This is a genomic window from Paraburkholderia jirisanensis (assembly GCF_054782355.1).
This window is the reverse complement of record NZ_BAAGSQ010000025.1, coordinates 442,698-456,161: the sequence shown is the minus strand read 5'-3', so window position 1 is coordinate 456,161 and position 13,464 is coordinate 442,698. Positions and strand designations below refer to the sequence as shown.

Here is a 13,464-nt window from a genome sequence, read left to right as displayed (position 1 = left end):
ATCCTCAATCCCAGAGGTGTCTTCGATGGCCAGCCACTATGACATGGACGAGCAGCTGGTGCGCCATAGCCGCATCGCACTCTATCGCGCGACGGCGGGGGCCGCGAAGCGACTGATCGCCGTTGGTTCGCCCGGGGTGTTCACGACCGTACACGTCGAAGCCTTCCGGCATGAGTACGCGCTGCGCTCTGAGCTGAACGGCGAGTGGGCGGTCCTTCCGCTTTCGCCGACACGTTACGAAGATCAGCCTTCTCTCCTTCTTGGAGACCCCGGCGGGCAGTTGCTGAGAAACCTGTGCGGCGTGCCGATGGCGCTGGAGCAGTTCCTGCCGCTCGCGGTGGCAATCGCCTCCGCGGTCGCGCAAATGCATGCCTGCGGGTTGATTCATCTGGGCATTAGCCCCGACAACCTGCTGGTCGAAATCGGGCGCACGGGCGTCAGCCACGCATGGTTGACCGGATTCGGCTCGGCGCAGCGGATCCAGGACTCGAAATCGGCTACACGTACACACATTCCCGCCGAACCCGAAGCGTTTGCGTATTTATCGCCTGAGCAATTGGGCATGAGCCATCCGAGCGTCGATGCGCGCGCCGACCTCTATGCGCTCGGTTGCACGTTCTACGAACTTCTGTCCGGTACGCCGCCATTCACGGCCGAAGACCCGATCGGATGGGCGCATGCACACACGGCACAATGGCCGATCAACATCAGGGCCGGTCGACCATCGATACCGCATCAGATCGGCGCGATCATCGGGAAACTCCTGAAGAAAGCGCCCGAGGAACGCTATTACAGCGCGGCCAGTCTCGGCGCAGACCTCGAACGATGTCTGAGCACATGGCGGCAACACGGAGCGGTCGACCGGTTTCCGCTGAATCTTCATGACATTGCGAGCCGGCTGTCGCAATCCAGAAAACTTTATGCACGCGGCCGTGAACTGCAGAGGTTGGCCGTTGCGACGGACGATGTGAACCACGGCGCTGCACGATGCGTGTTGCTTCGCGGCGCCGCAGGCTCGGGCAAGTCGTCGCTTGCCAACCGGCATCTGTCGAGATTGAGCCCGGAGCGCCACTGGCTCGCCATATCGAAGTGCGAACCGGCGATGCAAGGCGTGCCGTATGCCGGCCTTGCCCGTGCGCTGGAATACCTGATCCGCCCGCTACTAGGCGCCAGCGACGTCGAACTGGAACGTTGGAGAACGCGTTTGCAGTCGGCACTCGACGGGCAGGGGCGCGTCCTGCTGCCTTTCGTGCCGGCACTCGAGCGCATCGTCGGGATCCAGCCCGCGTTGCCGCAGTTGACGTCCACCGAGGAAAAGGACCGTTTGATCCGTGTGGTGACAAGCCTGTTTCGCGTACTTGCGTCGGCCGAACAGACCATCGTGCTGTTTTTCGACGATCTGCACTGGAGCGATGACGGCACGTTGCGCGTGTTCGAATATCTTGCATCGCGTGCGTCCGTACCTCATCTGCTCGTGATCGGGAGCTTGCGCGACGACGGAGTCGTTGCGCAGCATCTGACGGACACCGTGGCCTCTCAGCAAGGTGTCGACTGTATCGCGCTGCAGCCCTTCACCGTGCCCGATGTCGCTGCCTTGCTGTCAGACCTGCTTCATGATGATCAACACCATGTGGCGGCATTGGCGAGTCTGATCACCAGCAAAACGTACGGCAATCCATACTTTACGATCCAGTTCATCCTTGCGTTAGCTCAGGAAGGACTGGTCGCGTTTCGCAGCGACGGAACTTGCGCGTGGGAGCTGGCGCCTATCAAGGCAAAAGGTTATACGACCAATGTCGTTGATTTGTTGCTCGGACAGATCAGACTTTTGCCGGTGCGATGCCGCAAGACGATGCACCTGCTCTCATGCCTTGGCAGAAGCGCGCACGTGGATGTCCTCGCGCAGGTGGCAAACGTGTCGAACGAACGCATCTACGGCATGCTGGCCCCGGCGCTCGATGCGAAGCTGGTGCAGCGTCTGGACGACGTATATTCGTTCGCACATGACCGGATCCTCGAGACTGCTTATCTGACGCTCGCGGACGAAGCGAAGCGTGGCGCGACGCATCTGCAGATCGGCCGTCGGCTCGGCAAGGCGCTGTCCACCGCGCATCGGGAACACCAGCTTTTCGAAGTGGTAAGTCATCTGAATCGTGGCGCCCGTCTGATCGACGACCCGCAGGAGCGCCATGAGCTTGCCGCGCTGAACCTCGAGGCAGGCTTGCTGGCGAAGGGGGCGACTGCTTACGGCGAGGCGCTGACCTACTTGCGCTGCGCTGTAGAGATGTTGTCCGGTGCCGCGCAAGTGAACGAGGCGGAGTTGCAAACTGCCGAGCTTCACCTTGCCGAGTGTGAATTCATCAACGGCCATCTCGACGAAGCGAACCTGCGCTTATCTCTGCTTGCGGAGCGCGGCGTCGATCTCGCCTGCGCCGCGGAAATCGCGCGTCTTCGCGTGGCACTGTGTACCGCGCGGGATCGTTCGGACCTCGCGGTCGGCATCGGTCTCATGTATTTGCGCAAAGCAGGCATCGAGATACCTGCGCATCCCACCGAAGCCGAGGTGATCGGGCAATACCAGCGTCTGCTCGCGCGTATCGGCGAGCGGCCGCTCGACGCGTTTCGCGATCAGCCGGAAATGCGCGATCCGGTCTGGCAGCGCACATTGCAGGTACTCGCGGACCTGATTCCACCGGCGTTGTTCACCTCTCCCAATTTACCGAACCTGATTGCGTTGCATATGGCGCATATCAGCTTTGAACATGGTGTGAGCGACGCCTCGTGCTATGGCTATATTTGCGTGAGCGAGGTAGCCCGGCGCGCAGACGATTTCCGCATGTGCGTTGCGTTTGCCGAGCTGGGGCTGCATCTTGTCGACGTGCGCGGGTTCGCGCGTTACAAGGCTCGCGTCCACATGTTGTTCGGGCTCGTGCAATCGTGGACGCGGCCGGTGCGCGATGCGCTCCCGTACCTCAGGATGGCGTTTGACGAGGCGATGCAGGCAGGCGATATCACGTTCGCTGCCTACTGCCGCCGCAATCTGATCTCGCCGATGCTCGTGTATGGCGCACCGCTCGCCGAAGTGCGGCAGTTGGCTTATGAATCGCTTGCTTTTGCGCGTGGCACTGGCTTCGCACTGGTTATTGACGCGATTCGCGCACAGATTTCCTATGTCGATACGCTTCGCGGTGCGCGACCCAATTCGGCCTGGTGGACCGACGATGAAGCGGATGAACATACACATCGGCCGATTTCGGTGTTTTCGTACTGGACACACCGGATGCAGGCGCATCTGATATTCGGCAATCTGGCAGCGGCGGTCGATGCGCAATCGCGCATTGCCGGATTGGTGTGGGCGTCGAGCGGACACTACGAAACAGGTATCTTCGTGCTTTTCAGCGCGCTCGTGCATGCAGCCGCATGTGGTGCGAGCAAAGGCCGTGCGCGTACGCGGCACCTCGCTCAACTCAACACGTACGCGCAGCAACTGGATGCCTGGGCGCGCCACGCGCCGGCCAACTTTCGCGACGGGGCGACGCTCGTCGCGGCCGAAATCGCACGCATCGAACGGCGTGTAGCGGACGCGATACGGCTTTACGACCAAGCCATCGAGTACGCGCGTGAGCAGCAGTTCCTGCACAACGAGGCGCTCGCAAGCGAACTGGCCGCGCAGTTCCATCTGGGGCTTGGTGCGAAGACCAGCGCGCACGCTTACCTGCGCGGCGCACGCCAGGCGTATCTCGCCTGGGGGGCCGATGCCAAGGTCGGGCAGCTGGATCTTGCCTACCCGGATCTGGTGACTTCGCAGGAGCACGACGGTCCCGCCGGACTAGAAAGCCAGCTTGATATTGCAGCCGTCATTATCGCGACCCGAGCACTATCTCGTGAGACCTTGCTGACGCGGCTAATCGAAACCTTGCTACGTTGCACGCTCGAATACGCGGGCGGACAGCGTTGCGTGCTGGTCGCCATCCACGGCAATGAACTGGGAATCGAGGCTGAAGCACAGGTTCGCGGCCACACCGTGAATGTGCAGATGTGCTCCCGCGTGGTCGCGCCGACCGACGTACCGCTAGCGCTGCTGCGCACCGTCATTCGCACCGGCGAGCTGATGGTGCTGGGCGACGCGCAAACTGCGCGTGAATGGTCCGGCGACCTCTATATGCGTGAAGTACAGCCTCGCTCGGTGTTGTGTCTGCCCTTACTCAACCAGTCGCGCATGGTTGGTCTGCTCTATGCGGAAAACAACCTGGCGCCGAACGCATTTACGCCCGAGCGCACCGCGGTGCTAAGCGTATTGTCGACGCATGCTGCCATCTCGCTGGAAAACGCGCGCGTATCCGAGCGCTTGCAAACCGCGCAGGCAGAACTTGCGCGTGCAGGACGGCTGACCGCGATGGGGGAACTGGTTGCATCGATCGTGCACGAGGTCAATCAGCCCCTGACCGCCGCCAATACCGGGGCCCACGCTGCGCTGCGCTGGCTCAAGCGCGATCAGCCGGACGTCGCCGAGGCGCTCTATACACTCGATCGCGTGGCTGCGGACACGACGCGTGCCGCGAATATCATTCGTGGCTTGTTGTCTCTGGCGAAGAAGACCGCTCCCGAAAAGCAGTGCTTCGATCTGAACGAGTCAGTCCGCGAAGTTCTACAGCTTTTGCGCCGGGAAATTGCGCACCATGAAATCGACATCGACGATCGGGCCATAGCCGGCGAATTGAAGGCCTACGGCGATCGTGTCCAGTTACAGCAGGTCGTGATGAATCTCGTGATGAACGCGATCGACGCGATGTCCGATTCTCCAGCGGTCTTGCGAAAGCTACGCCTCGCATCGGCTCCATGTGTCGATGGCCGGATTCGCGTGACCGTTGCGGATAACGGGCCGGGCATCGATGCCACGGTGATGGGAAAAGTTTTCGAGCCTTTCGTGACCACGAAAAGTACCGGGATGGGAATGGGGCTGTCGATTTGCCGTTCGATTGTCGAGGCACACGGCGGCGACTTGATCGTATCGGCGAACGAGCCCCACGGCGCGTGCTTCGAGTTCATCATCGCGGCGGCCGATGAGCGCCGGGCCGCCGGAAGAGCGTGATATCGAACGCGGTCTCGCGGCGAGCAGTCGTGCCGGCCGCCTGCCATCGCGCTGAAAAACTTCCATGCGGGCGGCGGCTATTTCGCAGCCACGCGGGCGGCCTGTACGATCACGTCGGCGACGATGTCAGGGTTAGAGACGGTGACTGCGTGCGCGGCGTCGACCTCAATGACAGTAGATTGCGCACGATCGGCTTCGAACCTCTGCTCGGCCAGAGGGATCGCGAGATCCTGCAGGGTCACGATTTGCCAGGTGGGCTTGACCGTCCATGCGGCGGCCGTCGGCGCCTCGGTCAAACATGCCATGTCCATCGGGCGTTGGGTGGCGACCATCAGCGCGGCCTCGCTTGCCGGCACGTCCGCGGCAGTCTGACTGTGGAACTTGTCGGCCTGGTAAAGGACATACGTGCCGCTGGTGCCGTCGGGCAGGGTATAGGGGACCGGATAGGTGGACGTGAGGAACGAACTACCAGGGAATCGTTCGATCAGCACATGTGGAGCTTCCCCTGCTGCGGGCAAAATCGAACCCGCATAGACGAGGCCTTTGACCTTGGGGTCGTCCGCGCCCGCCTGGGTGATGACGGCGCCACCATAGGAGTGGGCCGCGAGGATCACCGGTCCCTCGATCCGGTTCAGCAAGCTGCGCAAATACGCAGCGTCGACCATCACGCCCCGCAGCGGATTGGCGAAGGCAACGACCGGATAGCCATCGCGCTGGAGCCGTTGAATGACGCCATTCCAGATCGACGAGTTTTCGAAGGCGCCATGGACAAGCACGATGGTAGGCATGCGTGATTCGAGATTCACTGTAATTCCTTTTTCAAAAGGGTTATGCAGGAAGCGAGATCGCCGACATACTTGTTAAGCCATGCCGCCCATGAGTAGCGGCGTGAATATAAGCGCCAGGGTCCATGGCGTGCTGCACCGGCGCCTTTTCTTGTCGAAAACGCATCTTCCAATTGGCCTGCCACTTCGTATTGGATAACTTCAGGCCTTGAATTTATTCAATTCGATGATCGAGAGTCACAATTGATGTTGCAATGACGAACCGCCGCACGCGACGCGGCGACGCGACATCGGCCCGGCAGTTTCCGCGAAAGCTCGACTACCGGATCAAACATCGCGGCGCCGCCCGACTCCTAGAAGCGGTGGCGTATGCCTGCCGTCACAGCGACCTGGTTGGCGGTCGATGACGCACCACCGCCGGACGTGTTGTTAATCATCGCTCCGATGATCTGCCCATTCACACCATCGCGGTTCATCATGTGTTGGTATTCGCCTTGCAGGTACACGGTAGTGAGCTTCGACAGATAGTAGGCAGCCTGCATGTTCAATTGCCCCCACTTCGGCTGCGCCGCAGAGCCGAAATTTGCCTGGGTGTACGTGTAGCCGCCGGCAAGGCTCAGTGCCTGCGTCAGCGTGTAATGCCCGTTCAATTCGAAGTTCTGGAAGTGAGCGCTGTTCCCGCCGAAGGATACGGTTTGACCCGCCGTGCTCGGGTTGACGCCAAAGCCTTGCGTCAGGTTTGTCTGCGAATAGATGAACCCGGCTGTTGCCGGACCAATAGAGTAATTCACGCCGGCGCCCCAGGTTTGCTGGCGGCCTGCGAGCAGCGTGTTGTCTCCAGTGACCGCGCCGGCGCTATTCACCGATGCAAGCGCCGCGGCGGGAGTCGTACCCGAGAGACTCTTGTTCAATTCCAGATACGCAGCCGCCAGCGTAAGGCCGCCGCGCTTATACGTCGCTCCAGCACTGTAAGCGCGATTGTTGGAGAACTGCCCTGCGGTATTCGAGAACGCGTACGTCCCCCCGAACTTGAGACCACCGAAGTCGCGACTTTCGTACTTGATTGAGTTGTTCAGGCGGAACGAATTGTCCAGGTTGTCGTTATCGAACGGATGCGACGCAAACGTGCCGCCATATTGTTGTCCGGCGAGCCCGAGCGGTTCCACGTAATCGACCATGCTGTCGTATTGACGGCCCAGCGTAACCTGACCAAATCGGGAGTCGGCCAGTCCGACGAACGCCTGGCGGCCGAATTCACGACCGCCTTGTCCAAGCGTTCCGTTGTTTGTACTGTAGCCCCCTTCCAGCGTGAAGATGGCGCTCAAGCCCGCCCCAAGATCTTCTTTGCCACGCAGGCCCCACCGGCTCGAATTCACTGATCCGCTTGTTTCTTGCCAGTTGGCATGTCCTTTCACATTGTTTGTGTAGGTTATCCCAGCGTCGATCAGGCCATAAAGCGAGACACTGGATTGTGCATGCGCAGCAGATGCGAGAATGCCGGGCAATGCTGCAAGCATGAAGGTCTTTTTCATATTCGTAGGAGTTAGATCGCAAACGCGTTTTTTGTGCAAGAGAGATCGTTGAGCGTGCCGCGCGACCCTGTGACAGAGAGCAGGCGTTTGCCAGTTGGCGAAACGCGCCAAAGCCGCAGACCTGTAACGGCGTACGATGCACGCCGCGCGAGGTCGTTGTCCGCACTGCGTCGTACTGACCAGTACGCGCAGCGTCGCGACGCCTCACACAAGATCCGCGCGCGGCCGACACCTCAACCCGGGTTCCGTGTCGACCCAATACCTGCGCACCTGTGCTCGTTGAACACCGAACGAGCGGGAGGCAGACCGCTGCGACGACACCCGTTCGACTTTAGTGTCGTGCGCACATAGCGTGAATTGCGCTACGGCTCATTAAATTGCTCGATCTGCTCATTCGCATGCTCCGTGCTAAAGGACGAGGCGTTGCCGAAAGCGCGATGGCAACGCACGCCAGTACCACTAATGAACGTTATTGGCGTCTTCGGCGTTACGGCTGTGTTGCCTGTAACGCCGTACTACGCGCAGCACGGCGAGCCGATGCTTAACGGCGCTTTTGCGCAAGCACCCGCGACACATCCTCCTTCAGCAGATAGATCGATACCGCCAGCAGCACCACGTCCTTCATCAGGAACGGTACGTTGCCTACCATCGCCGGAAAACCGCCCGCCGAAGCGGCCCAGCCGTCCGGCATGAACGGAATGATCGTAACAGTACCGACGAAGGTCGCGACCGAGCCGAGCGCGCCCAGCACGCCGATACGCTTGTTCCAGAAGCCGATGAAGATCAGCGTGCCGAACAGCCATTCGGATACGCCGAGAAACCAGCTCGCGCCGCGAATGCCGAACAGCGGGTACAACCAGAAAATCAGCGGGCCGTGGCTGATGTACGGAATCAGCACCTGTGCCTCGTACTCGAACCACTTTTGATAGCCGAAGAACGCGAAGATCAGCACCATCGATGCGCGCACGATGTGATAGTCGAGGTCTTGTTTGAGGAGGCCCGAGCGGCCCAGCGTGTTGGTCAGAATTTCCATGATCGTTTCCTTGTGAGACGAAGCCCGTCGCGCAGCGCAAGCGATGCCGCGCAAGCGGTGTTGTCTGTTTGCTTGTGGAGGGGGGAGGTGGGTTGCCTGGTGGCAGCCCGATTTAGTGGCGGCCCGATTAGTGGCCGCGATACAGGTCATCGATCTGCGTGCGCGGCACCGCGGCGGCGCCTGAGTCTGAACTGCCCGCGGTAGCCGGACCGTACCCAGTCGCTGCGGCGCGGCGTTCGGCGGTCTTCTTCGCCACATACGCGGCAGCAAAGTCGGGCAGCACGTCGGGGTAGTGCGTCTTGCTGGTGTGGTACGTACCATCCTGCTCAGACTGGATCAACTCGGCACGGACTTGCGCACGGGTGAGTCCGGCGGCGTGCACAGCCTGGCCGACGAACGGCGTAAGTGCGAGCGAAGCAACGATCAGAGCGCGGTTGAGACGTTTCATGATGGCCTACCTTTGAGAGAGTTTCCGTCTGCGACGGCATGGACTGAACTTTAGGTTTTCGCGCCTTTTGCGTGAATCGCGGCACGGCTCATCAAATTGCTCGATCGGATCATGACCCGCGTGCAGCCAGGTTGAGTTGCACGTAGAGGGTTCTGGTCGGGAGGCGCGGTCTAGAGGAAGGGGGAGCGCTCCGCCTGGCCGACGATACGGGGAAACGCATGTTTGATTCGAACGTCTTTGTCGAGCAATCTGCCGAGCGTGCTAATGCGAATATTCGCGTCGATGAAATGACGTATTTTTAGTTGCAGGCCCGACGAGCTGAAGATAGGAGATGCGACCGTGACACAAGCGAACGATGAAGAATCTACGCCCCCGTGGGACGCCGCGCGGGTGAATCTAACCGCGAAGGAGCTTGGCCCTGGAGTGTTTGCGGTCATGCCCGACGACGTACTCGTCAAAGACCACGTCGGAACGACTGCGGGTTTCGTGATCGGCGAGCGTGCTGTGCTTGTCATCGAGTCCATGCTGAATGGCAATCTCGCTTCGCAGCTTATCGGGCTGGTACGCGAGATGACCACGAAGCCGATTCGCTTTCTCGTCAACACGAGCTACCACGGCGATCATGCATACGGGAACTATGTGTTTCCGGAAAGCACGGTCGTCATTCAGCATCCGGCGACGAAGCGATATATGGACGAGCATTTCGAAGAAGACCGCAGCTTTATGATCGGCTTGATGGGTAAAGGCAAAGGGATCGAGCGCGTGCAGGCGCGCACTGCCGATATCGTGGTGCCGGACATGCTTTCCGTCGATCTTGGCGGCCGTACCGTCGAGGTACGCCACTTCGGATTCGCGCAGACGCCTGGCGATCTCGTCATATGGGCGCCGGAGGCCAAGGTATTGTGGGTCGGCAACATGATTCAGGCACCATCGCCTGCGCTGCCGTGGTTGCTCGAGGGCCGGCACAGGGAGACGATCGCGACCTTGAGTCGCGTGCGCGAATTCCTGCCTGAAGACGCGACGATCATTCCAGGCCACGGCCGCCCGATGCGACCCGCGGATATCGAATATCCGCTGCGCTATCTGCGCGAACTGGATCGCACCGTGCGCGCGGCTATCGCCGAGGGGCGATCGGTCGAAGAAACGCTCGACCTTGCCGCGATGCCGCACTTTTGCGGCTACAGCCTGTTCGATTGGGCGCACAAAACCGTCAACGTGCCGGCCGCCTATCGTGCGTATCGCGACGCCTATCGCGATTCAGAAGCAGACGATCCTGATAGCGGAGATCGGGCGTGAGCGCAGGTGAAACCGCAGTCGTGGTTGGTGTTGGCCCTGGCCTCGGTTGGGCTCTGGCCAAGCGCTTTCACGCGGAGAATATGAACGTGGGTGTAGTCGCCCGAGACGAAGCCCGGCTGCGAGCGATGATCGCGGCCGGGCCAGCGGGGCGCGTTCAACCTTATGCAGCGGACGTTTCGAAGATCGAGGATGTGACACATGTGTTCGACAGTGTGCAGCGCGAACTGGGTGACCCCGATCTCGTCGTGTTTAACGCCGGCGCCTACGTCAGTGGCAACGTGCTCGACATCAATCCCGCCGACTTCGACCGGTGCTGGCGGATAGGCTGTTTTGCGGGATTTCTCGTCGGCCAGGCGGCCGCGCGGCGCATGGTAGCACGAGGGCATGGGACCATTATATTTACCGGTGCGTCTGCCGCGCTGCGCGGAAGTGCCGGATTCGCCAATCTCGCAGTGCCAAAGTTTGGCTTGCGCGCGCTTGCTCAAAGCATGGCCCGCGAGTTGGGACCCCGAGGGATACACGTCGCATTCGTGGTGATTGACGGACAGATTGAATCTGAACGGTATTGGGAACTCGCTAAACAGCGAGGGCAAGATTCGCTGCTCGCACCTGATGCGATTGCAGATGCGTACCTGCATCTGCATCGGCAACATCGTAGTGCATGGTCAAGCGAACTCGACATGCGTCCGTGGACGGAGAAATTCTAGGCTGCTGCGACGAACGGCGCTGTACAGATAAAGAGCCGCGGAGGCAAATTATATCCATAGCTGTTATAGCGGCTTCACACTCACGCGCTGTTCTCTCCCGATGAAGGCATCTACCATTCCGTAACCTTCTTTCAACGAGCGGCAAGATGGAATTGCGGAGAGAGCGTCAATTCAGTCTGGAGCGTCGGTGCAATTTTGACGTCCGTTTCGTGTTCACGTTCGAGGTTGATTCGGAAGGTGACGTCAATGCATGAAACCTTCCCGGCACCCATTTCAGCACTTGCCATGGCCGAGGCCTTCGCGCGGAGACTTAGCAGCCCGGTCGAAGTCGTGACTGCGGCGCTCGATCGTGCCGCACGCGATCACAAGACTTTTATCTCGGTGATAAACACGGAACGTGCGTTGAGTCTTGCGGAGGCATCGGCTGAGCGATGGCGCCGGGAAGCACCGCTAAGCGCACTAGATGGAATACCCATTGCGTGGAAGGATTTATTCGATATCGCTGGACTCGTCACCACGGCTGGGTCAGCGTTGCTGTCTGCGGCAAGTCCTGCAACTGAAGACGCCGCGCTCATCGGTCAGGCAGAGCGCGCCGGTCTGATTGCGATTGGCAAGACAAATCTTAGTGAGTTCGCTTATTCGGGATTGGGACTGAATCCGCATTTCGGAACGCCCACTAACCCCGCCATCGACAGAGGCATGCGTGTGCCCGGTGGGTCTTCGTCAGGCGCGGCGATCTCGGTTGCCACCGGAGTCGTACCGGTTTCCGTGGGCACCGATACCGCCGGTTCCATCCGGATTCCGTCGGCGTTCAACGGCCTTGTCGGTTACAGGGCGAGCATCGACCGTTATTCTCGCGCAGGAATGATCGGCCTGTCGGGAACGCTCGATACCATTGGGCCGCTGGCTAACACTGTCGCAGATTGCAGGGCCTTCGATAGTGCAGTGCGCGGCGTGCCGTTTCGCGAAGCCGTGGGTAAGCTTCATAACCGACGGTTCGTCTTCGATCCGTCGCTGCTCGAACGATATGAGGTTTCCGATTCAGTTGCGTCTAACTTCACGTCTTTCATTGGCGACATGCGAGACGCGGGTGCACAGGTCAAAGAGTGCGTCTTCGATACGCTAACCCGTGTACATCAGCTGATTCTGGACAGGGGGTGGATTGGCGCACTCGACGCATTCGATACCCATCGCAATCTTCTAGATTCAGATGCTGCGGCGCTACTGGATCCTCGCGTGCGCGCGCGCCTTGAACTTGGCAGACATTTCCCATCCTCGCGAAGAATCGAACTGCTGGCGGCAAGGAGCGCATTGCAGGCGTCGTTCAGGCGCGAATTGCAACAGGCAACACTGATCATGCCGACTGTCAGCCGTACGCCACCTCTGCTCGAGCCTCTTGAGGCGAATCCGGATCTGTTCGCAGCGGTCAATATGAAAACACTTGCGATGACAATGCCGGCGAGCTTTCTCGATGCGCCAGTTGTTGCCATGCCTTCGGGATTCGACCGCGGCTTTTTGCCGATGGGTATCCAATTGATTCGCGTAACGGGCGACGACGATGCGCTACTGGCGGTCGCGCAGATGGTAGAGCGGTATATGAAAATTTCCTGAGCTGAGGAGACGAACAGATGTCTAAAGAGATTCTGATTGCGTTCGGTGTCGACGTTGACGCCGTGGCTGGTTGGCTAGGTTCCTACGGTGGAGATGACTCGCCCAATGACATATCGCGCGGGCTTTTTGCCGGCGAGGTCGGTTCGGCGCGTCTTCTCAACCTGTTTGAACGTAAAGAAATCAAAACCACCTGGTTTATTCCCGGGCATTCGATCGAAACCTTTCCTGAGCAGATGAAAGCCGTAGCGGCCGCAGGCCATGAAATCGGCATTCATGGCTATAGCCACGAGAATCCCATCTCGATGACACCCGAACAGGAAGAGGCGGTGCTCGACCGGAGTATCGCGCTGGCGACCGCGCTGGCAGGGCGCGCGCCATCGGGTTACGTAGCGCCGTGGTGGGAGCTGAGCCCGATCACCCACGAGCTTCTGCTCAAGAAGGGGATCACGTACGACCACAGCCTCATGCATAAGGATTTCGAACCCTATTACGTGCGTGTCGGCGACAGCTGGACGAAAATCGACTACACGAAACATCCCGATGCATGGATGAAGCCGCTCGTGCGTGGCAAGGAGACGGCGCTGGTCGAAATACCCGCCAGCTGGTATCTCGACGACCTGCCGCCGATGATGTTCATCAAGAACGCACCCAACAGCCATGGGTTCGTCAACCCGCGCGATATCGAATCGCTGTGGCGCGACCAGTTCGACTGGGTTTACCGGGAGATGGACTACGCCGTTTTTCCGATGACCATTCACCCGGACGTATCGGGGCGTCCTCAGGTCCTGTTGATGCTCGAACGGCTGATTGATTATTTTTCGGCTCATGACGGAGTCCGGTTCGCCACCTTCGAACAGATTGCAGACGACTTCCGGCACAGGGGGGCGACTTCAATCATCACGAGGCCGTGATCGATGGAGGGCTCACTTGCTGCTCCGGGTGACAAGCCCGGGGCTTGTT

At 60.0% G+C, this 13,464-nt stretch carries 9 protein-coding genes; 5 read left to right on the top strand and 4 right to left on the bottom strand.

Going from position 1 to position 13,464, the window contains the following annotated elements:
- The first annotated feature begins 25 nt into the window (after positions 1-25).
- Positions 26-5,092, top strand: a complete 5,067-nt coding sequence (locus tag ACYVNQ_RS13815; RefSeq protein ID WP_460903057.1) for a trifunctional serine/threonine-protein kinase/ATP-binding protein/sensor histidine kinase — start codon at positions 26-28, stop codon at positions 5,090-5,092.
- 77 nt (positions 5,093-5,169) lie between these two features.
- On the opposite strand, the gene ACYVNQ_RS13810 is transcribed toward ACYVNQ_RS13815, so the two are convergent.
- The 4 genes from ACYVNQ_RS13810 to ACYVNQ_RS13795 all read right to left on the bottom strand — a co-directional run bounded on the left by ACYVNQ_RS13810 (position 5,170) and on the right by ACYVNQ_RS13795 (position 8,890).
- Positions 5,170-5,898 (bottom strand): alpha/beta fold hydrolase, encoded by a 729-nt coding sequence (locus ACYVNQ_RS13810; protein WP_460903056.1) that lies wholly within the window; start codon positions 5,896-5,898, stop codon positions 5,170-5,172.
- Positions 5,899-6,230: 332 nt separating this feature from the next.
- Positions 6,231-7,409: a porin gene (locus ACYVNQ_RS13805; RefSeq protein WP_460903055.1), complete on the bottom strand. Its 1,179-nt coding sequence runs from the start codon at positions 7,407-7,409 to the stop codon at positions 6,231-6,233.
- 541 nt (positions 7,410-7,950) lie between these two features.
- The gene (locus tag ACYVNQ_RS13800; RefSeq protein WP_460903054.1) at positions 7,951-8,442 is read right to left on the bottom strand and encodes a YkgB family protein; all 492 of its coding nucleotides are present in this window, start codon (positions 8,440-8,442) and stop codon (positions 7,951-7,953) included.
- Positions 8,443-8,569: 127 nt separating this feature from the next.
- Positions 8,570-8,890 (bottom strand): DUF4148 domain-containing protein, encoded by a 321-nt coding sequence (locus tag ACYVNQ_RS13795; RefSeq protein ID WP_460903053.1) that lies wholly within the window; start codon positions 8,888-8,890, stop codon positions 8,570-8,572.
- A 435-nt stretch (positions 8,891-9,325) separates the two neighbouring features.
- On the opposite strand from ACYVNQ_RS13795, the gene ACYVNQ_RS13790 reads away from it, so the two are divergent.
- The 4 genes from ACYVNQ_RS13790 (at position 9,326) to ACYVNQ_RS13775 (ending at position 13,415) form a co-directional block, all read left to right on the top strand.
- Positions 9,326-10,186 (top strand): MBL fold metallo-hydrolase, encoded by an 861-nt coding sequence (locus ACYVNQ_RS13790; protein ID WP_460903052.1) that lies wholly within the window; start codon positions 9,326-9,328, stop codon positions 10,184-10,186.
- The gene (locus tag ACYVNQ_RS13785) at positions 10,183-10,893 is read left to right on the top strand and encodes an SDR family NAD(P)-dependent oxidoreductase (RefSeq protein WP_460903051.1); all 711 of its coding nucleotides are present in this window, start codon (positions 10,183-10,185) and stop codon (positions 10,891-10,893) included. Before ACYVNQ_RS13790 ends, ACYVNQ_RS13785 begins: the two co-directional genes overlap by 4 nt.
- A gap of 246 nt (positions 10,894-11,139) precedes the next feature.
- The gene (locus tag ACYVNQ_RS13780; RefSeq protein ID WP_460903050.1) at positions 11,140-12,504 is read left to right on the top strand and encodes an amidase family protein; all 1,365 of its coding nucleotides are present in this window, start codon (positions 11,140-11,142) and stop codon (positions 12,502-12,504) included.
- A 17-nt stretch (positions 12,505-12,521) separates the two neighbouring features.
- Positions 12,522-13,415 carry a polysaccharide deacetylase family protein gene (locus ACYVNQ_RS13775; RefSeq protein WP_460903049.1) on the top strand — a complete coding sequence of 298 codons (894 nt, stop codon included), beginning with the start codon at positions 12,522-12,524 and terminating at the stop codon, positions 13,413-13,415.
- Positions 13,416-13,464: the final 49 nt, after the last annotated feature.

Coding starts and splice junctions, on each gene's coding strand:
- ACYVNQ_RS13815 (WP_460903057.1), top strand. CDS start 26: ATGGCCAGCCACTATGACATGGACGAGCAGCTGGTGCGCCATAGCCGC.
- ACYVNQ_RS13805 (WP_460903055.1), bottom strand. CDS start 7,409: ATGAAAAAGACCTTCATGCTTGCAGCATTGCCCGGCATTCTCGCATCT.
- ACYVNQ_RS13800 (WP_460903054.1), bottom strand. CDS start 8,442: ATGGAAATTCTGACCAACACGCTGGGCCGCTCGGGCCTCCTCAAACAA.
- ACYVNQ_RS13795 (WP_460903053.1), bottom strand. CDS start 8,890: ATGAAACGTCTCAACCGCGCTCTGATCGTTGCTTCGCTCGCACTTACG.
- ACYVNQ_RS13790 (WP_460903052.1), top strand. CDS start 9,326: ATGCCCGACGACGTACTCGTCAAAGACCACGTCGGAACGACTGCGGGT.
- ACYVNQ_RS13780 (WP_460903050.1), top strand. CDS start 11,140: ATGCATGAAACCTTCCCGGCACCCATTTCAGCACTTGCCATGGCCGAG.
- ACYVNQ_RS13775 (WP_460903049.1), top strand. CDS start 12,522: ATGTCTAAAGAGATTCTGATTGCGTTCGGTGTCGACGTTGACGCCGTG.